17 protein-coding genes are annotated in these 21299 nt (G+C 73.7%); 7 read left to right on the forward strand and 10 right to left on the reverse strand.

The window, feature by feature from the left end:
• Window positions 1-308 precede the first annotated feature (308 nt).
• The 8 genes from B085_RS0100935 to B085_RS0100970 all read right to left on the reverse strand — a co-directional run bounded on the left by B085_RS0100935 (window position 309) and on the right by B085_RS0100970 (window position 9376).
• Complete coding sequence (locus B085_RS0100935; RefSeq protein ID WP_018556674.1) at window positions 309-956, reverse strand: PhzF family phenazine biosynthesis protein; 648 nt, start codon at window positions 954-956, stop codon at window positions 309-311.
• Window positions 957-984: 28 nt separating this feature from the next.
• Entirely contained in the window at window positions 985-1317 is a 333-nt protein-coding gene (nirD, locus tag B085_RS0100940; RefSeq protein WP_018556675.1) for a nitrite reductase small subunit NirD, read from the reverse strand.
• Window positions 1314-3899 carry a nitrite reductase large subunit NirB gene (nirB, locus tag B085_RS0100945; protein WP_018556676.1) on the reverse strand — a complete coding sequence of 862 codons (2586 nt, stop codon included), beginning with the start codon at window positions 3897-3899 and terminating at the stop codon, window positions 1314-1316. The genes nirD and nirB overlap by 4 nt, the downstream gene beginning before the upstream one ends.
• 1 nt (window position 3900) lies before the next feature.
• Window positions 3901-5235, reverse strand: a complete 1335-nt coding sequence (locus tag B085_RS0100950; RefSeq protein WP_037730894.1) for an NAD(P)/FAD-dependent oxidoreductase — start codon at window positions 5233-5235, stop codon at window positions 3901-3903.
• 111 nt (window positions 5236-5346) lie between these two features.
• Window positions 5347-5751, reverse strand: a complete 405-nt coding sequence (locus B085_RS0100955) for a PIN domain-containing protein (RefSeq protein WP_018556678.1) — start codon at window positions 5749-5751, stop codon at window positions 5347-5349.
• A complete protein-coding gene (locus B085_RS0100960) occupies window positions 5748-5993 on the reverse strand; it encodes a type II toxin-antitoxin system VapB family antitoxin (RefSeq protein WP_420706563.1) in 246 nt (81 codons plus the stop codon). The genes B085_RS0100955 and B085_RS0100960 overlap by 4 nt, the downstream gene beginning before the upstream one ends.
• A 24-nt stretch (window positions 5994-6017) precedes the next feature.
• Window positions 6018-8141 carry a molybdopterin oxidoreductase family protein gene (locus B085_RS0100965; RefSeq protein WP_018556680.1) on the reverse strand — a complete coding sequence of 708 codons (2124 nt, stop codon included), beginning with the start codon at window positions 8139-8141 and terminating at the stop codon, window positions 6018-6020.
• A 539-nt stretch (window positions 8142-8680) separates the two neighbouring features.
• Entirely contained in the window at window positions 8681-9376 is a 696-nt protein-coding gene (locus B085_RS0100970; RefSeq protein WP_420706564.1) for a SanA/YdcF family protein, read from the reverse strand.
• A gap of 83 nt (window positions 9377-9459) precedes the next feature.
• Between B085_RS0100970 and B085_RS0100975 the strand changes: the two genes are divergently transcribed.
• From B085_RS0100975 to B085_RS0101005, 7 genes are all read left to right on the forward strand, one after another.
• Window positions 9460-9882, forward strand: coding sequence for a gamma-glutamylcyclotransferase family protein (locus tag B085_RS0100975; RefSeq protein WP_018556682.1), 423 nt, complete (start codon window positions 9460-9462; stop codon window positions 9880-9882).
• A gap of 104 nt (window positions 9883-9986) precedes the next feature.
• Window positions 9987-10865 (forward strand): sirohydrochlorin chelatase, encoded by an 879-nt coding sequence (locus tag B085_RS0100980; protein WP_026250554.1) that lies wholly within the window; start codon window positions 9987-9989, stop codon window positions 10863-10865.
• Window positions 10866-10901: 36 nt separating this feature from the next.
• Window positions 10902-12209: a deoxyguanosinetriphosphate triphosphohydrolase gene (locus B085_RS40815; protein WP_018556684.1), complete on the forward strand. Its 1308-nt coding sequence runs from the start codon at window positions 10902-10904 to the stop codon at window positions 12207-12209.
• A 160-nt stretch (window positions 12210-12369) separates the two neighbouring features.
• Window positions 12370-13632 carry an NAD(P)/FAD-dependent oxidoreductase gene (locus B085_RS0100990; RefSeq protein WP_018556685.1) on the forward strand — a complete coding sequence of 421 codons (1263 nt, stop codon included), beginning with the start codon at window positions 12370-12372 and terminating at the stop codon, window positions 13630-13632.
• A gap of 30 nt (window positions 13633-13662) precedes the next feature.
• Entirely contained in the window at window positions 13663-14112 is a 450-nt protein-coding gene (locus B085_RS0100995) for a GNAT family N-acetyltransferase (RefSeq protein ID WP_018556686.1), read from the forward strand.
• 31 nt (window positions 14113-14143) lie between these two features.
• Window positions 14144-16057 (forward strand): DNA primase, encoded by a 1914-nt coding sequence (dnaG, locus tag B085_RS0101000; protein ID WP_018556687.1) that lies wholly within the window; start codon window positions 14144-14146, stop codon window positions 16055-16057.
• 142 nt (window positions 16058-16199) lie between these two features.
• Complete coding sequence (locus B085_RS0101005; protein ID WP_051101931.1) at window positions 16200-17507, forward strand: RNA polymerase sigma factor; 1308 nt, start codon at window positions 16200-16202, stop codon at window positions 17505-17507.
• A gap of 59 nt (window positions 17508-17566) precedes the next feature.
• Here B085_RS0101005 and B085_RS0101010 read toward each other — a convergent pair whose 3' ends face one another.
• Window positions 17567-19522, reverse strand: a complete 1956-nt coding sequence (locus tag B085_RS0101010) for an ABC transporter ATP-binding protein (RefSeq protein WP_018556689.1) — start codon at window positions 19520-19522, stop codon at window positions 17567-17569.
• Window positions 19519-21267: an ABC transporter ATP-binding protein gene (locus B085_RS0101015; protein ID WP_018556690.1), complete on the reverse strand. Its 1749-nt coding sequence runs from the start codon at window positions 21265-21267 to the stop codon at window positions 19519-19521. Before B085_RS0101015 ends, B085_RS0101010 begins: the two co-directional genes overlap by 4 nt.
• Window positions 21268-21299 lie beyond the last annotated feature (32 nt).

Consider the following 21299-nt stretch of genomic DNA (forward strand, 5'->3'; position numbering starts at 1 on the left):
TCGCCGTCAGTGGCACTTCTCTCAGCATCACCGCCCCGACGAAGATCCGCATCCGGAGCCCGCGGTGTCCCGAATCCGCAGGTCAGAGGCCCGTGCGAGCCGTGCTCGCAGGGGAGCGTCCGCGTGGCGGCCGCCCACCGGACGGTGTACGCGAATCCCGGGGCCGCCCCGCGCGGCGGCGTTCCGTTCGTACACGCCCCGCCGGGTCCGGCCGCCGCCGGTTCGTGCCGTCACCCGGCACGACCTGTCGGCGATCGGCACGGGGAAGGGGGTGCGACCTGCCGTCGCGGGCGAGGGCCGACGGAGGGTCAGAAGGCGGGGGAGACCCGGCCGCCGATGTCGACGGTGCCGTCGGGGTGGGGGCGGGTCAGGATCTGCGAGGCCACGCCCTGGCGGACGTCCAGCGGACGCCCCAGTTCGGCGGTGAGCACCAGGGCGGCGGCACCGGTCGCCTCGTCCTCGACGATCCCGTCGCCGCGGCGCGGGAAGGCCCGCGCGCGCACGCGCCCGGCCGCCTCGTCGGCCCAGGCCCACGCGTAGAGCCAGCCCTCGCCGGGCGGCGGCGCGGGAAGCGCGTCCACTTCCTCGGGTGAGCCGAACCGCTGGGTGCGACGTCCCGACGCCCACTCGGCGCGCCCGCGCACCCAGGTGAGCCCGCCCTCCGCCCAGGCCTTCACCTCGCCGGCCGGCGGCCGCAGCACCTCGGCCCCGAGCAGCCACGCCGTCCCGACCGCCGGATGGCCCGCGAAGGGCAGCCGCACGCTCGGCGTCCAGATGTCGACGACGCCGCGTCGGGTGTCGTCGACGAAGACGGTCTCGCTGAAGCCGAGCTCCGCGGCCAGCCGCCGCCTCGCCTGCGCCCCGGGCACGGACGCGCCGTCCCGCACCACCCCGAGCAGGTTCCCGCCCCGCCCGTCGGGACCGACGAACACCCGCAGCACCTCGACTTCGGCCATGGACCGATTCAAGCAGGTGCCGCGCCCGTCACCGCATCCGCACCGGGAAGGCCGGGACGGAGACCGCCTCGTCGTCGAGGCAGCGGCCGTTCTCCAGGTCGAAGCGCTGCTTGAGCAGCGGGGAGGCGACGAAGGCCCGGCCCTCGGCGGTGGAGCCGATCAGGCCGCGGGACAGGACGTAGGCGCCGGTGAAGGGGTCGCGGTTGTCGATGGCGTAGGGACGCCCGTGGCGGTCGGTGAACAGGGCCGCCTGCCGGCCGTCGGGGAGGAGGGCGGCGACGCCGCGGCCGGGGGTGAGGGCGTCGTGGTCGCACACGGCGATCCAGTCGGCGGTGCCCGGGAGGAGGACTTCGACGTTCATGCGGTGGTGGTCCCTTCGAGGGTGCGGACGGCGAGCACGGGGCCGGCGAGCAGGCCGAGGTCGGGCTTGACCTGGTCCCGCTCGGGGACGAAGCGGACGGAGGGGTCGGGCACGCCGGGCGCGTTGACGAAGGAGACGAAGCGCCGCAGCCGCTCCGGGTCGTCCAGCGTCTGCGCCCACTCGTCGCGGTAGTTGGCGACATGGCCGGCCATCTGCCGCTCCAGTTCCTCGCAGATGCCGAGCGAGTCGTGGACGACGACGTCCCGTACGTGGCCGAGCCCGCCCTCGATCCGCTCCAGCCAGGCGGAGGTGCGCTCCAGGCGGTCGGCGGTGCGGATGTAGAACATCAGGAAGCGGTCGATCAGCCGGACCAGTTGGGCGTCGCTCAGGTCCTGGGCGAGCAGGTCCGCGTGGCGCGGGGTGGCGCCGCCGTTGCCGCCGACATAGAGGTTCCAGCCGCCCACGGTGGCGATGACGCCGAAGTCCTTGCTCCGGGCCTCCGCGCACTCGCGCTGGCAGCCGGAGACGGCGGACTTGAGCTTGTGCGGGGAGCGCAGGCCCCGGTAGCGCAGCTCCAGGTCGATGGCCATGCGGACGCTGTCCTGCACGCCGTAGCGGCACCAGGTCTGCCCGACGCAGGACTTCACGGTGCGCAGCGCCTTGCCGTACGCGTGCCCGGACTCGAAGCCGGCGTCCACCAGCCGCGCCCAGATCAGCGGGAGCTGGTCGACCCGGGCGCCGAACAGGTCGATCCGCTGGCCGCCGGTGATCTTGGTGTAGAGGCCGAAGTCGCGTGCGACCTCGCCGATCACGATCAGCTTCTCCGGGGTGATCTCGCCGCCGGGTATGCGGGGCACGATCGAGTACGAGCCGTTCCGCTGCAGGTTGGCCAGGAAGTGGTCGTTGGTGTCCTGCAGCGCCGCCTGCTCGCCGTCCAGGACGTAACCGGAGGCGCCGATCGCCGGGGCGAGCGAGGCGATGATCGAGCCGACGGCCGGCTTGCAGACCTCGCAGCCGTCGCCCCCGCGGGCGCCCTCACGGCCGTGGTGGTCGAGCAGCTCGCGGAAACCGGTGACGCGCAGCGCCCGCACGATCTCGAAGAGCTCCTGGCGGGTGTGGGCGAAGCAGCCGCACAGGCCCTTGTCGACCTCGACGCCGGAGGCCTCCAGTTCGGCGGTGACCAGCTGGCCCAGCACCTTCACGCAACTGCCGCAGCCGGTCCCGGCCCTGGTGCACTTCTTCACCTCGGGGACGGTCGCGCAGCCGTGCTCGGTGACGGCGCCGCGGATCGTGCCCTTGGTGACGTTGTGGCAGGAGCAGATCACCGCCTCGTCCGGCAGCGCGGACGGGCCCAGCGCCACCGGGGCACCCGCGCCGGCCGGCAGCACCAGCTGCTCCGCCGGGACCGGCGGCACCGAGCCGGTGAGCGGGCGCAGCATGCCGTACTGCTCCGCGTCGCCGACGAGGATGCCGCCCAGCAGTACGCCGTCCCGCGAGACGACCAGCTTCCTGTAGACCCCCGAGCGGGAGTCGGAGTAGACCACGTCGAGGCAGCCCGCGGTCGCGCCGTGCGCGTCGCCGAAGGAGGCCACGTCCACGCCGAGCAGCTTCAGCTTGGTGGAGGTGTCGGCGCCGGTGAAGGAGCCCTCCTCGCCGGCGATGGCCTTCGCCGCGGTCTCCGCCATCTCGTAGCCCGGCGCCACCAGGCCGTACACCCGGCCGTCGGAGGCCAGGGCGCACTCGCCGATCGCGTAGACGTGCGGGTCACCGGTGCGGCAGGCCGCGTCGACGACGATGCCGCCGCGCTCGCCGACCGGCAGCCCGCACTCCCGGGCCAACTGGTCGCGCGGCCGTACCCCCGCGGAGAAGACCACCAGGTCGATGTCGAGCGACGAGCCGTCCGACAGCGCCATGGCCCGGACCGAGCCGTCGCCGGCCGTGACAATCTCCTGCGTGCCCACCCCCGTGTGGACGGCCACGCCCATGTCCTCGACGGTGCGCCGGAGCGCCTCGCCGCCGCCCTCGTCGACCTGCACCGGCATCAGCCGGGGAGCGAACTCCACGACGTGCGTGTCCAGTCCGAGCCCCTTGAGGGCGCCGGCCGCCTCCAGCCCGAGGAGCCCGCCGCCGACGACCGCGCCGGTGCGGGAGGTCATCGCGTACTCCTCGATCGCCAGCAGGTCCTCGATGGTGCGGTAGACGAAGCAGCCGCCCGCGTCCCTGCCGGGGACCGGCGGTACGAAGGGGTACGAGCCGGTGGCCAGCACCAGGGTGTCGTAGCCGACGGTGAGGCCCGAGCGGGCGGTGACGGTCCGGGCCTCCCGGTCGATCGTCACCGCCGGGTCGCCCAGGTGCAGTTCGATGCCGTGCTCCGCCATGAAGCCGGCCTCCACCAGGGAGAGCGCCTCGGGGCCGGTGCCGGCGAAGTACGAGCTCAGGTGGACGCGGTCGTACGCCGGGCGGGGCTCCTCGCAGAGCACCACCACCCGCGCGCGGGAGGTCAGGCCCCGGTCGGCCAGCGCCTCCAGGAACCGCTGTCCGACCATCCCGTGGCCGACGAGCACAATGGTGGGCGTGGTCATGTCAGGACCCTCCGTTGTCGGTGAGCAGGTGGAGCGGGGGAGAGGGCAGCGGCTCGTCGCCCTCCCAGGTGCGGGCGAGGGTGCCCACGGTGGCGAGGTCGCCGAGGAGGATGCCGCCGACGAGGCGGTCACCGCGCAGCACGACCTTCCGGTACGCGCCGCGCGTGGCGTCGGCGAGCCGGAGCACGTCGTCGCCGGGGGCGGGGGTGGTCTCGCCGAAGGAGGCGATGTCCAGGGCCGCCGGGCCGTTGAGGGTGAGCCGGGTCAGCGAACGGGTGCCGCCGTACCGCGGCGCCGGGCCGGCCGTCAGGACGTCCGCCAGCGCGTCCGCCTGCTCGGTGGCCGGGCCCGCGAGACCGTAGACGACGCCGGCGTGCTGGGCGCAGTCGCCGATGGCGTGGACCGACGGGTCCGCGGTGCGCAGCGCGTCGTCCACGACCACCCCCTCGGCGACCGCCAGCCCCGCCGCCCGGGCGAGTCCGACGCGCGGCCGGACGCCGCAGGCCAGCACGACCAGGTCGGTGCCGAGGCGGTAGCCGTCGGCGAGTTCGACCGCGGTGACCACGGGACGCGCCGTCCGGCGTTCGCCGCCCACCCCGCGGGGCAGGGTCAGCGGACGTGGTCCGGCGCGGGTGCCTCCCGAGCGCGCCGCCAGGGCCAGGCGCAACTGCCGCGAGGGCTCCGCGCCGCCGTCCGCGTCGCCGGTCAGCAGACCGCGCACCCGGCACTGGGTGTGCACCTCGACACCCAGCCCCTCCAGATGCGCACGCAGCAACTCGGCCGCGGAAGCGTCGAGATGGCGTTCCATCAGGTGCTCGCCCTGGGTGGCGACCACCACCTGCGCTCCGCGTGCCGCCAGCGCCCGGGCCGCCGACACCCCGAGCAGCCCCCCGCCGACGACCACCGCGCGGGCCCCGGGGCGCACCGCCGCCGACAGCGCCAGGCAGTCGTCCATCGTCCGGAAGGCGTGCACCCCCTCCGGGAAGGAGCCGCCGTCCTGCGTGAACAGCCCGCGCAGCGGCGGCAGCACCGGATTGGAGCCGGTCGCCAGCACCAGCCGGTCGTACCGCAGCACGCCGCCGTCGTCACAGACCACGGCCCGCTCGCCGCGGTCGATCCGCACCACCCGCACACCCCCGCGCACCACCGCGCCGGGCACGCCCGGCAGGGCGACCGCCTCCGGCGCGTACCGGCCCGCCAGCACCTCCGCGAGCAGTACCCGGTTGTACGGGGCGTGCCGCTCCTCGCCGACCACCGTGACGTCCGCCCCGGAGGGCGCCAGACGCTGCGCGAGGCGCGCCCCCGCCATTCCGCCGCCGACCACCACGATTCTCATGGCACGAGCCTGCGGTGCCGCTGTTACCCGGCCGGATCCCCGTCGTTTCCCCCGGGGAACAGTGCCCTCAGCGCCGGCCCGGCTCCGCTGTGAGCCCGCAGCGGCCGCAGGTCACGGCCGGTCGACCCTGATCATGGGGATACCGGGCCGGACCTTGGCCACCGACGCGAAGTCCTGGCCGGCGTGGATCAGGGTCAGACCGTGGGCCTCGGCGGTCAGCGCGATGAGGATGTCCGTGGGCGACGGTCCCCTGTGGTGCCCGATGGCGATCAGATCACGCTGCACGGCGTGGATCCGGCGCCAGGGGTCGTCGAGCGCCGGGCACCAGCCGAAGGTCCGGCGCAGTACGGACAGAAAGGGCTCGTACTCCCGATCGGCGCGTACCCCGGTCATCAACTCGGCTTCGACCGGCGGGCACATGGCGACCAGCCCCCGGGCCACATGCGTGGGCCACGGCTCGGGGATCTGCCGCCGCAACAGGCGCCACATCGCGGAGGTGTCGGCGAGGTAGCTCATCGGCCGCCGCGCTCCTGCTCCGCCAGGTGGTCGAAGTCGAGGACGTCCTCGGCGTGCTCCTGGAGCCATGCGAGACCGCGGGCACGGTCGTCGGCGCTCGTCCCGGCCGCTATCGACAGGGCCAGGTTGATCGTCTCGCGCTTCGTCCTGGTGCCGAGCTGCCGCTGGGCGAGGGCGAGCATCGCGTCGTCCAGATCGATGACCGTGCGCGCCATGACGGCCTCCCTGTTGATATCAGGCAAGATGTCAGTATATCAACAGGGATATCAGACGTCGATGGCCCGCGGCTCCGCCCGCTCGACGCGGACCGCGCACACCTTGAACTCCGGCATGCGGGACGTCGGGTCGAGCGCCGGATGGGTGAGGGTGTTCGCCCGGCCCTCGCCCGCCCAGTGGAACGGCATGAAGACCGTGTCCGGACGGATGGCGCGGTCCACCCGGGCCGGCGCCACCGCGCGGCCCCGGCGGGACGTGACGGCGACCGGGTCGCCGTCGGCGACACCGATGCGCTCGGCCAGACGCGGGTGGAGCTGCACGAAGGGACCGGGGGCGGCGGCGTTCAGCTCCGCCACCCGCCGCGTCTGGGCGCCCGACTGGTACTGCGCCAGCACGCGGCCGGTCGTCAGGTACAGCGGGAAGTCCCCGTCCGGCTCCTCGGCCGCGGGCCGGTGCACCACCGGCACGAACCTGGCGCGGCCGTCGGGCGTCGCGAACCGGTCGAGGAACAGCCGGGGTGTGCCCGGGTGCGCGGCGCCCTCCCCGGCCGCCGGCTCCGGGCACGGCCAGAACACGCCGTCCTCCTCCTCGATCCGGCGGTAGGTGATCCCCGAGTAGTCCGCGGGGCCGCCCGCCGACGCGCGGCGCAGCTCGTCGAAGACCTCCTCCGGATCGGCCGGGAAGCCCTTCTCCCGGCCCAGCCGCGAGGCCAGCCCGTTCAGCACGTACAGGTCGCTGCGCACGCCCTCCGGCGGGTCCACGGCCCTGCGCCGCAGCAGCACCCTGCCCTCCAGGTTCGTCGTGGTGCCCGTCTCCTCGGCCCACTGCGTCACCGGCAGCACCACGTCGGCCATCGCCGCCGTCTCCGACAGCACCACGTCGCACACGGCGAGGAAGTCCAGCGCCGCGATGCGCTCCGTGACGTGCGCCGCCCGCGGCGCGGAGACCACCGGGTTGGAGCCCATCAGCAGCAGGCCCCGCACATCCCGGCCCAGCGCGTCCAGCAGCTCGTACGCGCTGCGCCCCGGTCCCGGCAGGTCGTCCGGGTCGACCCCCCACACCCCGGCCACGTGGGCGCGGGCCGCCGGGTCGTCGAGCCTGCGGTAGCCCGGCAGCTGGTCGGCCTTCTGGCCGTGCTCCCGGCCGCCCTGGCCGTTGCCCTGCCCCGTGAGGCAGCCGTACCCCGACAGCGGCCGCCCCGCGCGGCCCGTCGCCAGGCACAGGTTGATCCACGCGCTCACCGTGTCCGTGCCCTTCGACTGCTGCTCCGGGCCCCGCGCGGTCAGCACCATCGCTTCCGGCACGCCGCAGAACATCTCCACCGCCTCTCGGAGCATTGGCACCGGCACCCCCGTGATCCGCTCGGCCAGCTCGGGCCAGAGCGTCATCGCCGCGGCGCGCGCCTCCGGCCAGCCGGTCGTCCGCTCCGCGACGAACTTTTCGTCCACGCGGCCCTCCGCGACCACCAGGTGCAGCAGGCCCAGCGCGAGGGCGAGGTCGGTGCCGGGGCGCGGCTGCAGGTGCAGGTCGGCGTGCTCGGCGGTGCGCGTACGGCGCGGGTCCACGACGATCAGGCGGCCGCCGTTCTCCTTCAGCTGCGTGAAGTAGCGCAGCGCGGGCGGCATCGTCTCGGCGGGGTTCGAGCCGACCAGGATCACGCAGCCGGTCCGCGGGATGTCCGCCAGCGGGAACGGCAGGCCCCGGTCCAGTCCGAAGGCCCTGGAGTGCGCGGCCGCGGCGGAGGACATGCAGAAGCGGCCGTTGTAGTCGATCTGGGAGGTCCGCAGCACGACGCGGGCGAACTTGCCCAGGGCGTACGCCTTCTCGTTCGTCAGCCCCCCGCCGCCGAAGACGCCGACGGCGTCGGGGCCGTGGGCGGCCCGCACCCGGAGCAGGCCTTCCGCGACCCGGTCCAGGGCGTCTTCCCACGGGGCCGGCTCCAGCAGCCCGGAGGCGCGGTTCCTGACCAGGGGCCCGGTCAGGCGCGCCTGAGGGGAGAGCACGGCGGGCGCGGTACGGCCCTTGCCACACAGGGCACCCTTGTTCACGGGGAAGTCGCGCTCCACAACGTCCGGGACGCCCCCGTCCCCGGCGGCGGGGCGGAGGCCCATTCCGCACTGCAGGGCGCAGTAGGGGCAGTGGGTGTCGACGGTTCCGCCTGCGCTCGCGCTCATGCCGTCCACGATGCGGCGCCGGTGTTTCGCGTCGCGCGCGTGGGGGTTACGGCGGGCGCACGGTGCGCTCCCCGCGGGGCGGTGCCGGGTGTGAGGCGATGCGCCGGTGGGTGTGTGCGGGTGCGTCGTGGTTGGCGCACGTCAGCGTCCAGAACGCCCACCCTCTCCCAGCCTTCGGCCGGGGGTGCCCCCAACTCCCCCGCCCCCGCCGTTTCGTCGGGCGACCAACGGCCGGTGGGGCGTCAGAAGGCAGTCCGGGGCGCCGCACTCGTCCGACGCACCCCCTGGACAACACGCGCCCGCGCAAGGGGCAGGTGCATGGCGGGTTGCTCCCCCTGGCCGAAGGCCGGGGGCGACGAGCGGCGGACCCGGCGCCGAATGATGTTGGGCCAAACCGCGAGCGTTGTGGGGGTCCCCCCGGCCGAAGGCTGGGGGAGGGAGGGCGGGGGACAGCCCGCCGCAGACGCAACGCACCCGCACACAACCACCGGCCGCGAGCGGCACCGCGCACTGAACCGGCACCCCCCTGGGAAGGCGCGTCACCCCAGGGCGCGCCGAACCCCGCCCTCCCGCGGCCCCAGGAACCGCGGATCCGGGGTGAACACCGCGTCGAACACCGCCTTCACCGCTCCCGCGACCTCGCGGGTGCCGCCGTAGTACCAGGTGGCGTCGTGCGGCTCGTCGACCCCGACCCCGTACGCCTCGATCCCGGCGGCCCCGCACAACGCCAGCGCCCGCCGTATGTGGAAGCCCTGGCTCACCAGCAGCGCCCGGTCGACGCCGAAGACGCGCCGGGCCCGGGCACAGGAGTCCCACGTGTCGAAGCCGGCGTAGTCGAGGACGACCTTGTCCCGGGGCACCCCGTGCGCGGCCAGGTAGTCGCGCATCGCGGTGGGCTCGTCGTAGTCGGTGCGGCTGTTGTCGCCCGTGACGAGGACCGCCCGCACCTTGCCCGCCGCCCACAGTTCGGCGGCCGCGTCGAGGCGGTGGGCCAGGTAGGGGGAGGGCTCGCCGTTCCACAGGCCCGCGCCGAAGACGACGGCGACGGGCTCCTCGGGGGCGTCCGCGACCGTGCGGACCCGGTCGTCCGCCGTGACCTGGAGCCACGTCGCCGGCAGCAGCGCCAGCACGCCCAGCGCCACGGCGGCCCACAGCAGGTGCCGACGTCCCCGCCTGGACCTCGGCAGCCGCGGCAGCCGCTGCCCCTGCCGCACCCGCCGCACGACGGCTGCCACCCGCGATCCCGGGGTCTTCCGGTTCAGGCTTCGTTCCACGTCCGAGTCGACGTCCCGCACGTCCGTGCGGTTCCATGAAGTTGATGCGTGACGACCATTCCCGCCTCCCGTTCTTCGTGTACGGGACCCTGCGGCCCGGCGAGATCAACCACTCCTGGCTGCTGCGGGGCCGGACGACGTCCGAGACGCCCGCGGTGCTGCACGGAGCGCTGCTCTTCGACGGCCCGGGCTACCCGTACGCCGTGGCCGACGAGCGCGGCCGCGTCCACGGAGACGTGATCCATCCGGCGGAGGACCTGTACCAGGAGGTGCTCTCGGACCTCGACCGCCTGGAGGAGTACAGCCCGGGGGCGCCAGGGAACCTGTACGAGCGGGTCGTCCGCGACGTGCGCACCTACGCCGGGCAGACGCTGCCCGCCTGGGTGTACCTGGCGGCCGCCGACCACGAGCGGGAACTGCGCGACAAGGGCCGCCCCATCGCCGGCGGCGACTGGAAGCACCGCTGACCCCGGTACGCCCTCACACCGGTGCGCGCGCCGTGTGAAGCGGCGGAAACCAGTCGTGACGCGGGTGCAACGGGCCGGCAACCCCGGCTCGCGACACTCGGTCCATGACGGCCGAGCAGCCCGCGCCGCACGGCGCGCCAGGACCGGACCACTTCGACAGTACGGCGCAGCTCATGTCCCGGATCACCGCCCAGCTCAGCAGCCGGCTCTCCCGGGTGACGCTGCACTCCGCGCCGCCGCGCCCCCCGGTGCTGGTCGCCGTCGCGCACGGCAGCCGGGACCCGGAGGCGCTGCGCACCGCGCACGCCCTGCTGGAACGGATCAGGGACCTGCGCCCGGGGCTGCCCGTGCGGCTCGGGCACATCGAGATCGACGAGCCGTCGCTGGACGACGCCCTCGCCGCCCTGAGCGGCGAGGTGGTCCTGGTGCCGCTGATGCTGACCCGCGGCCACCACGTCGAACGGGACGTCCCCGGGGCGCTGGCCCGGGCCCCGCACCTGCGCGGACGGGTCGCGGCGCCGCTCGGGCCGCACCCGCTGCTCGCGGAGGCGCTGGCCGGCCGGCTGGCCGAGGCGGGCTGGTGCTCAGGCTCCGGGCAGGCCGCCCGGCGTGCCGGGGTCGTGCTGGCCGCCGCCGGGTCCCGGAACCCGCGGTCGGCCCGCGACACGCAGGCGACGGCGGCCCTGCTGGGGGCGCGGCTGGGCGGTGGCGTCCCGGTGGTGCCCGCGTACGCGTCGGCGGGCCCGGACGTCGCCACGGCGGTGCGCCGGCTGGCGGCCGAGGGCCGGGACCGGGTCGCGGTGGCGTCCTGCTTCGCCGCCCCGGGCCGCTTCGCGACGGCTACGGCCGCCGCGGCGCCGTGGATCGCCGCCGCACCGCTCGGCGCGCATCCGGCGATGGCGGCGCTGGTGCTGCACCGCTACGACCGGGCGCTGCCCGGCACGACCGGTTCCGCCGCCGCGGCGCAGCCGGCCACCGCGTAGCCACCGGTATCCGGTCGCGCCCGCTAACGTCGCGGTATGGACGCGAACCACCCCGCGGCGGCCGACCACGCCCCCTACAGCGAAGCCGACACCGAACGCTATGTCCCCGAGCCCGACAAGCGGCCCGGCCGTACGTCGTTCCAGCGGGACCGGGCCCGCATGCTGCACTCCGCGGGACTGCGCAGGCTGGCCGGGAAGACGCAGGTGGTGGACCCGGTCGACGACGCCCGGGCGATCAACAGCAGCCCGCGGACGCGTCTGACGCACAGCCTGGAGTGCGCCCAGGTCGGCCGGGAGCTCGGGGCGGCCCTCGGCTGCGACCCGGACCTGGTGGAGACCGCGTGCCTGGCCCACGACCTCGGCCATCCGCCCTTCGGCCACAACGGCGAGATGGTGCTCGCCGAGGTGGCGGCCGGCTGCGGCGGCTTCGAGGGCAACGCCCAGAGCCTGCGCATCCTGACCCGGCTGGAACCGAAGCGGTTCGCCCACGCCGACGACGGCACCCTGGTCAGCGTCGGCCTCAACCTGACCCGGGCGGCGCTGGACGCGGCGACGAAGTACCCGTGGCCCCGCGGCGGCCACCCCACCGATCCCGCCAGCCCGAAGTTCGGCGTGTACGAGGACGACCTGCCGGTCTTCGATTGGCTGCGCCGCACCGCCCCCGCCGACCGCCCGTACGTGCAGTGCTTCGAGGCCCAGGTCATGGACTGGTCGGACGACGTGGCCTACTCCGTCCACGACGTCGAGGACGGGCTGCACGCCGGCCACCTCGACCCGGCCGTGCTGCTCGCCGAGCCGGAGCGGCGCGAGATCTTCGCCGTCGCCGCCGGCCGCTACGCCCCCGGGGCGGCCGAGGACGAACTCGCCGAGGCCCTGGACCGGCTGCTCGACATGGAGTGGTGGCCCCACGGCTACGACGGCTCCGCCATCGCCCAGGCCCGGCTGAAGGACGCCAGCTCGCAGCTGATCGGCCGCTTCTGCCTGGCCGCGGAGCGCGCCACCCGGGACGCCTACGGCACCGGCCGGCTCACCCGCCACCGCGCCCAGCTGGTCGTCCCGCGCGACCAGCGGCTGGAGTGCGCCGTCCTGAAGGCCGTCGCCGACCGGTACGTCATGCAGCGCGAGGCGCAGGAGCGGCGGCGCGCCCAGCAGCGGGTGGTGATCGGGGAGCTCGCCGAGGCCCTGCTGGCCCGGGCGCCGGAGGGACTGGACCCCCAGTTCCGTGGCATCTTCGACGCGGCCAAGGACGACCGGGCCCGGCAGCGGGCCGTCGTCGACCAGATCGCCTCGCTGACCGACGGCGCCGCGACCGCCCTGCACGCCCGGCTCAGCGTCTCCCGGTGAGCCCCCGGCGGGCCCCCGCCCGCCCCCTGGCACCGCCCCGCCCCCGCTCCCGGTCGGCGCGGCACTCTTCACGTCGGCGCCGGGGTGCGGGACGCTCACATGACTGGCAATTGCCAGAGGGAGGGCCGCGGGGCACCCGAGGACACCAGGGAGGCGCACAGTGGTGGACGCAGACCACACATTCGTCATCGTCGGGGCGGGGCTCGCCGGGGCGAAAGCGGCGGAGACGCTGCGCTCCGAGGGTTTCACCGGCCGCGTGATACTGATCGGGGACGAACGCGACCACCCCTACGAGCGACCCGCGCTGTCCAAGGGCTTCCTGCTGGGCAACGAGGAGCGCGACTCGGTCTTCGTCCATCCGGCCGCCTGGTACGCCGAGCACGACGTCGAACTCCACCTCGGCCAGCCGGTCACCGGCCTCGACCGGGCCGCCCGGCGGATCACCCTGGGCGACGGCACGTCCATCCCGTACGACCGGCTGCTGCTGACCACCGGTGCCGAGCCGCGCCGGCTGGACATCCCCGGCACCGACCTGGTCGGGGTGCACCACCTGCGCCGCCTCGCGCACGCCGAGCGGCTGAAGAACGTGCTGACCTCGCTCGGCCGCGAGAACGGCCACCTGGTCATCGCGGGAGCGGGCTGGATCGGCCTGGAGGTGGCGGCGGCCGCCCGCGGCTACGGCGTCGAGGTCACGGTCGTCGAGCCACAGCCGTGCCCGCTGCACTCCGTCCTCGGCCCGGAACTCGGCGAGGTCTTCGCCGACCTGCACCGCGAGCACGGTGTGCGCTTCCACTTCGGCGCGCGGCTCACCGAGATCACCGGCCAGGACGGCATGGTGATGTCGGTGCTCACCGACGACGGCGAGGAGCACCCCGCCCACCAGGTGCTCGCCGCGATCGGCGCCGCCCCGCGCACCGCGCTCGCCGAGGCCGCCGGGCTCGCCCTCGCCGACCGGGCCGCCGGCGGCGGCATCGCCGTGGACGCCTCGCTGCGTACCTCCGACCCCGACGTCTTCGCCGCCGGCGACGTCGCCAACGCCGAACACCCGCTGCTGGGCGGCCGGTTGCGGGTCGAGCACTGGGCCAACGCGCTCAACAGCGGGCCCGTGGCGGCGCGCGCCATGCTGGGCAAGGACGTCCTGTACGACAGGGTCCCGTACTTCTTCACCGACCAGTACGACCTGGGCATGGAGTTCTCCGGGCACGCCGCCCCCGGCACCTACGACCAGGTGCTGGCCCGGGGCGACATGGGCAAGCGGCAGTTCATCGCCTTCTGGCTGCGCGAGGGCCGGGTGCTGGCCGGGATGAACGTCAACGTGTGGGACGTGACCGACACCGTGCAGAAGCTGATCCGTTCGGGCCGCCAGATCGACACCGACGCGCTGGCCGACCCCACGGTGCCGCTGGCCTCCCTGCTGGAGTGAGCGCGGGGGCGACCGCCTAGCATGGCTGCCATGGAGCCCAGGACCGCCGTCGTACCCGTCGAGGAGATCTTCGATCTGCGCTGGAGGGTCCTGCGGCCAGGGCTGCCGCGCGAGTCGGCGATCTTCCTGGAGGACGGTCACCCGCTCGCCTTCCACATGGCGGCCTACGGCGGAGACGGCGGCGACGAGGTCGTGGCGTGCGTCACGCTCTTCCCGGAGCGACTGCCCGGCGACCCCGCGATCGCGTACCGGATCCGGGGCATGGCCAGCGCCCCCGAGGCCCGCGGCCGCGGCTACGGGGCGGCGCTGCTGCACGCCGCGCTGGAGCAGGCCCGGCGGCGCGGGGCCGAGGTGGTGTGGTGCAACGGCCGCACCTCGGCCCGCGGCTTCTGGGAGGGGCAGGGCTTCACGGCGGTGGGGGAGGAGTTCGTGCTGGAGCCGGCCGGGCCGCACTTCCTCTTCGTCGCCAAGCCGGTCTGACCCTCCGCGGGCCGCGCCGTAGAATCCCTGTGTGGCTGGGCGGATCAGGGACGAGGACGTCAAGACGGTACGGGACGCGGTCCCGATCGACGCCGTCGTGTCCGAGTACCTCCAGCTCAGGAACGCGGGCGGCGGCAATCTGAAGGGCCTGTGCCCCTTCCACGACGAGAAGTCCCCCTCCTTCCACGTGAGCCCGAGCAAGGGGCTCTACCACTGCTTCGGCTGCCAGGAGGGCGGCGACACCCTCGACTTCGTGATGAAGGTCGACCACCTGTCCTTCTCCGAGGCCGTCGAGAGGCTCGCCGCCGTGGCGGGCATCACACTGCGGTACGAGGAGGGCGGCTACACCCCGGGCCGCCAGCAGGGCGAGCGGATCCGGCTGGTCGAGGCCCACAAGGCGGCCGCGCAGTTCTACGTCGAGCAGCTGGGCGGCGCCGAGGCCGAGATCGGCCGCAAGTTCCTCGCCGAGCGCGGCTTCGACCAGGCCGCCGCCGAGCACTTCGGCGTGGGCTACGCACCGGCGGGCTGGGACCACCTCGTCCGCTTCCTGCGCGGCAAGGGCTTCAGCGATCGCGAGCTGATCGTCTCGGGGCTGGCCAGCGAGAGCCGCCGCGGCGGCGCCATCGACCGCTTCCGCGGCCGGCTGATCTGGCCGATCCGCGACATCACCGGCGAGGTGATCGGCTTCGGCGCGCGCAAGCTGCGCGAGGACGACCAGGGCCCCAAGTACCTCAACACCCCCGAGACGCCGATCTACAAGAAGTCGCAGGTGCTGTACGGCATCGACCTGGCGAAGAAGGAGATCGCCCGCACCAGCCGGGCCGTCGTCGTCGAGGGGTACACCGACGTCATGGCCTGCCATCTCGCGGGTGTCACCACCGCCATCGCGACCTGCGGCACCGCCTTCGGCGGCGATCACATCAAGATCCTGCGCCGGCTGCTGATGGACAACTCCAACGCCGAGGTCGTCTTCACCTTCGACGGCGACGCGGCCGGCCAGAAGGCCGCCCTGCGCGCCTTCGAGGACGACCAGAAGTTCGCCGCCGAGACCTCCATCGCCATCACCCCCGGCGGCATGGACCCGTGCGATCTGCGTCTGGCGGAGGGCGACGCGGCCGTGCAGCGGCTGGTGGACACCCGCACGCCCCTGTTCGCCTTCGCGCTGCGGTCGGTCGTCGCCCGCTACAACCTCGACACCGCCGAGGGCCGGGCCTCCGCGCTGGAGGCGGGCGCGCCCATCGTGGCGGGCATCAAGAACGCCGCCATCCAGCACGAGTACGCGGTGCAGCTCGCCGGCATGCTCGGCATCCTCGACTCGCAGTTCGTGGTGCGCAGGGTCGCCCAGCTCGCCCGCTGGCAGCGCGAACGCCGCCAGTCCGGCGGCCCGTCGGGCCCGGGCCAGGGGCCCCGCAACGGCCCGCCGCAGGGGCACCAGGCGGCTCCCGCCGGACCTCCCGTACCGAGCGGCCCCCGGCTGGACCTGCGCAGCCCGGCGCACCGCGTCGAGCGCGAGCTGCTCAAGCTGGCCCTGCAGCACCCCGGGCTGGTCTCCCCGGCCTTCGACGCCTACGGGGAGGACGAGTTCACCGCCCCGCCCTACGTCGCCGTGCGCCGCGCCATCACCGAGGCGGGCGGCGCGGAGTCCGCCGACGCCGGGTACCTGGCCCGCGTCCGCGACGTCGCGCCGGACGACACGGTCCGCAGCATGGTGACGGAACTCGCCGTCGAGGCCGTGATGCACAAGGCCCCCGACATCTACGCGGGCGAGGTCCTCGTCCGGGTCCGCCTGCTCGCGGTCGACCGCCGCGTCGCCGAGGTCCGCGCCTCGCTCGCCCGGCTCGGCCCCCGCGCGGACGAGGCCCAGGTCTCGGCCGTACAGGGCGAGCTGTGGGCGCTGCAGCAGTACGGCCAGCGCCTGCGCGAACAGGGCGCCGCGGCCCTCTGAGCCGGGTCGCGCAGCGCCGTCCGGCCCGGGAACGGGCGGGAACGGATGCGAACACCGGCGTGACGAGGGGGTCGCCCTCCGTCACAAAAAAGCGGCGCACGACTCTCGTGGGCTCGGTGTGCCGTACGCCACACTGGGGGCGGTGCAAGAGTCCTCGGAGCGCGGACTGCCGAGCGGTGTCGATGGTGACGCCACCGCGGTACCGCTGACGGCGAACTCCCGGACGGGCCGCGGCGAGGGCGCCGTGACCGTTCCGCCGGCGCGCGTCTCCGAGCCCGTGGCTGCGCTCACCGTGGAGGTCGCTCCCGTGCACATCCAGACCCTGAGGCCCCCGGCGGCCCCTGCCGACGACCTGCTGGAGCGCGTGCCGGAGCAGAACCACGCGGCCGTTCACCCCGAGGAGCCGGCCGGTGAACACGACGAGGCGGTGGCGCAGGCGCGGGCCGAGGCCGCGGCCGAGGCGGGCTCCGACCCCGGCCCCGAGTCCGAGTCCGATCCCGACCCGGGACCGGTACGGCGGTCCGGCGACGAGGTCGCCGGCCCGTCCGCCGACCTGTTCCGCCAGTACCTGCGGGAGATCGGCCGGATACCCCTGCTCACCGCCGAGGAGGAGGTCGAGCTCGCCCGGCGCGTCGAGGCGGGCCTCTTCGCCGAGGAGAAGCTGAACAGCACCCAGGACCCCGACTCACGGCTCGCCGTCGACCTCGACCGGCTGGTCGTGCTCGGCCGGATGGCCAAGCGCCGCCTGATCGAGGCCAATCTGCGCCTGGTCGTCTCCGTCGCCAAGCGCTACGTGGGCCGCGGCCTGACCATGCTGGACCTGGTGCAGGAGGGCAACCTCGGGCTGATCCGCGCCGTGGAGAAGTTCGACTACGCCCGGGGTTACAAGTTCTCGACCTACGCGACCTGGTGGATCCGCCAGGCCATGAGCCGCGCCCTGGCCGACCAGGCCCGCACCATCCGGGTCCCGGTGCACGTCGTGGAGCTGATCAACCGCGTCGTCCGCGTCCAGCGCCGCCTGCTGCAGGAACGCGGTTACGAGCCCACCACCGAAGAGGTCGGCGCCCACCTGGAGATCTCCCCGGAGCGGGTGAGCGAGGTGCTGCGCCTGGCGCAGGAACCGGTGAGCCTGCACGCCCCGGTGGGTGAGGAGGAGGACGTCGCCCTCGGCGACCTCATCGAGGACGGCGACGCCGCCTCGCCCGTGGAGTCCGCCTCCTTCCTGCTGCTGCGCGAGCACCTGGAGGCGGTGCTGTCCACCCTCGGAGAGCGCGAGCGCAAGGTCGTCCAGCTGCGCTACGGCCTGGCCGACGGGCGCCCGCGCACCCTGGAGGAGATCGGCCGGATCTTCGGCGTCACCCGCGAGCGCATCCGGCAGATCGAGTCCAAGACCCTCAACAAGCTGCGCGACCACGCCTTCGCCGACCAGTTGCGCGGCTATCTCGACTGAGCACGCGAGAGCCCCCGCCGGCCGGGCCGGCGGGGGCTCGTCTCGCGGCGGCCCGGCGGTCAGTCGACCTCCGCCACGGCCTGCGCGAACTGCGCCGCGTACAGCCGTGCGTAGGCACCGTCACCGGCGAGCAGCTCCTCGTGGGTGCCCTGTTCGACGATGTCGCCGCCCTCCATCACCAGGATGACGTCCGCGTCGCGGATCGTGGACAGCCGGTGCGCGATGACGAAGCTGGTCCGCCCGTGGCTGAGTTGCGCCATGGCCCGCTGGATCAGCACCTCGGTGCGGGTGTCGACCGAGCTGGTGGCCTCGTCCAGGACGAGGATCACCGGGTCGGACAGGAACGCCCGCGCGATGGTGATCAGCTGCTTCTCGCCGGCGCTGACGCCGGTGCCCTCGTCGTCGATGACGGTGTCGTAGCCGTCGGGCAGGGTCCGGATGAAGCGGTCCGCGTGCGCGGCGCGCGCGGCCTCCTCGATCTGCTCGCGGCCGGCTCCCTCGGTGCCGTACGCGATGTTCTCCGCGATGGTGCCGCCGAACAGCCAGGTGTCCTGCAGCACCATGCCGATGCCGGAGCGCAGCTCCTCCCGTGGCATGGACGCGATGTCGGTCCCGTCGAGGGTGATCCGGCCGCCGGTGACCTCGTAGAAGCGCATGAGCAGATTGACCAGGGTGGTCTTGCCCGCGCCCGTGGGGCCGACGATGGCCACCGTGTGGCCCGGTTCGACGGTCAGCGACAGGTCCTCGATCAGCGGCTTCTCCGGCTCGTAGCGGAACGCCACGTCCTCGAAGCGGACCTCGCCGCGTCGTACCTTGCGCAGCGAGAGCGCCTTGGGCTCCGGGCTCTGCTCCTGCGCGTCGAGCAGTTCGAAGACCCGCTCGGCGGAGGCGACCCCGGACTGCACCAGGTTGGACATGCTCGCCACCTGGGTCAGCGGCTGGCTGAACTGCCGGCTGTACTGGATGAAGGCCTGGACGTCGCCGATGGACAGCGCGCCGCTCGCCACCCGCAGGCCGCCCACCACGGCGACCAGGATGTAGTTGATGTTCCCGATGAACATCATCGCGGGCTGGATGACACCCGAGATGAACTGCGCCCGGAAGCCCGACTGGTAGAGGGCCTCGTTCTGCTCGCGGAAGGCCTCCGCGGACTCCTCCTGGCGGCCGAAGACCTTCACCAGGGTGTGCCCGGTGTACATCTCCTCGATGTGGGCGTTGAGCTTGCCGGTGGTCCGCCACTGCTGCACGAACTGCGGCTGGGCCCGCTTGCCCACCGCCGTGGCGACGAACACCGACAGCGGCACGGTCACCAGTGCCACCAGCGCGAGCAGCCAGGAGATCGAGAACATCATCACCAGCACGCCCACGATCGACAGCAGCGCGAAGATGATCTGCCCCATCGTCTGCTGCAGCGTCTGGCCGATGTTGTCGATGTCGTTGGTGGCCCGGCTCAGCACCTCGCCGCGCGCCTGCCGGTCGAAGTACGACAGCGGCAGCCTGGCCAGCTTCGCCTCGACGTCCTGGCGCAGCCGGAAAACGGTCCGCTGGATGACCGTGGTGGCGAGCCGGCCCTGGACGATCGCGAAGACCGCGGCGGCCGCGTAGATCGCGAGGGCGGTCAGCAGCACATGGCCCACGGCGTCGAAGTCGATCCCGGCGCCCGGGGTGAAGTCGGCGGACTGCAGCAGGTCGGCGAGGGTGTCGCTGCCCTGCTGCCGCAGGTGCTCGATGGCCCCGGCCTTGTCGGTGCCGGCGGGCAGCGAACGGCCGAGGACCCCGGCGAAGATCAGGTCGGTGGCCTTGCCCAGGATCCTCGGGCCGATGACGTTGAGGGTGACGCCCAGGGTCGTGCAGGCCAGCATGGCGACGACCAGGGCGCGTTCGGGACGCATCAGCCCCAGCAGCCGCTTGCCGGAGCCCTTGAAGTCCATGGACCGCTCGGTGGGCTGGCCGCTCATGAACCGCATCGGCCCCGCCGCGGGTGCGGGCCCCCTGCGGGGCGCGGGGACGCTCATGCCGCCTCCTGCTCGGTGAGCTGGGAGAGCACGATCTCCCGGTACGTGGGATTGCCGTCCATCAGTTCACGGTGGGTGCCGGTACCCACCACGCGGCCCTCGTCGAGGACCACGATCCGGTCGGCGTCGCGGATGGTGCTGACCCGCTGCGCGACGATCACGACCGTCGCGTCCGCCGTCTCCCGGCCCAGTGCCCGGCGCAGCGCGGCGTCGGTGGCGTAGTCCAGCGCGGAGAAGGAGTCGTCGAAGAGGTAGATGCCGGGCTTGCGCACCAGGGCCCGCGCGATGGCGAGGCGCTGGCGCTGGCCGCCGGAGACGTTGGTGCCGCCCTGCGATATCGGGGCGTCGAGCCCGGAGCCGCCGTCCTCCTGCGCGAGCCGTTCCACGAAGTCCCTGGCCTGGGCGATCTCCAGGGCGTGCCAGAGCTCCTCGTCGGTGGCCTCGGGGTTGCCGTAGCGCAGGTTGGAGGCGACCGTCCCGGAGAACAGGTACGGCTTCTGCGGGACCAGGGCGACCGTCTCGGCCAGGTGCACCGGGTCCAGTTCGCGGACGTCGGTGCCGTCGATGAGCACCTGGCCGCCGGTGGTGTCGAACAGCCGCGGCACCAGCCCCAGCAGGGTCGTCTTGCCGCTGCCGGTGGAGCCGATCACCGCCGTGGTCTCACCGGGCCGGGCGATCAGGTCGATGCCCCGCAGTACCTCGGCCTCGGCGCCCGGGTACGCGAAGTCCGCGGCGCGCAGTTCCAGCTCGCCGCGCCGTGCCGGCAGCCGCACCGGCCGGGCGGGCGGGACGACGCTGGGATCGGTGCCGAGCACCTCCTCGATGCGCTCGGCGCAGACCTCGGCGCGCGGCACCATCATCACCATGAAGGTGGCCATCATGATCGACATCAGGATCTGCATCAGATAGCTGATGAAGGCGGTCAGCGCGCCGATCTGCATGCCGCCGCTGTCGATCCGGTGGGCGCCGAACCACAGCACGGCCACGCTCGTGACGTTCACGACGGCCATCGCGACCGGGAACATCAGCGTCATCATCCGCCCGGCGCGCAAAGCGACGTCCGTCAGGTCGTCGTTGGCCTTGCGGAACCGGTCCTGCTCGAAGTCGTCCTTGACGAAGGCGCGGATGACCCGGATGCCGGTGATCTGCTCGCGCAGTACCCGGTTCACGGTGTCGAGCCGCTCCTGCATGGAGCGGAAGAGCGGACGCAGCTTCCGCACCAGCAGCAGCACCAGCAGGCCCAGCACCGGTACCACCGCCAGCAGCAGCGAGGACAGCGGCACGTCCTGGCCGAGCGCCATGATGATGCCGCCGAAGCACATGATCGGCGCCGAGACCATCAGCGTGAAGGTCATCAGCACCAGCATCTGGACCTGCTGGACGTCGTTGGTCGTACGCGTGATCAGCGAGGGAGCGCCGAACTGCCCGACCTCGCGCGAGGAGAAGCGCTGCACCCGGTCGAAGACCGAGGCGCGGATGTCCCGGCCGACGGCCGTCGAGGTGCGGGCCCCGTGGTAGACGGCGCCCACCGAGCAGGCGAGCTGGACCAGGGTCACGGCGAGCATGATGCCGCCGATCCTGAGGATGTAGCCCGTGTCCCCCTTCACGACGCCTTCGTCGATGATGTCGGCGTTCAGGGTGGGCAGGTAGAGCATGGCGAGGGTCGCCACGAGCTGCAGTACGACGAGCACGGAGACGGCACGCCTGTAGGGCAGGAGATGGGACCGCAGGAGACGGATCAGCACGACCGATGACCCTATAGTCCGATGGTTGCCGC

This window comes from Streptomyces sp. BoleA5, from assembly GCF_000373665.1.
Taxonomy (GTDB): Bacteria; Actinomycetota; Actinomycetes; order Streptomycetales; family Streptomycetaceae; genus Actinacidiphila.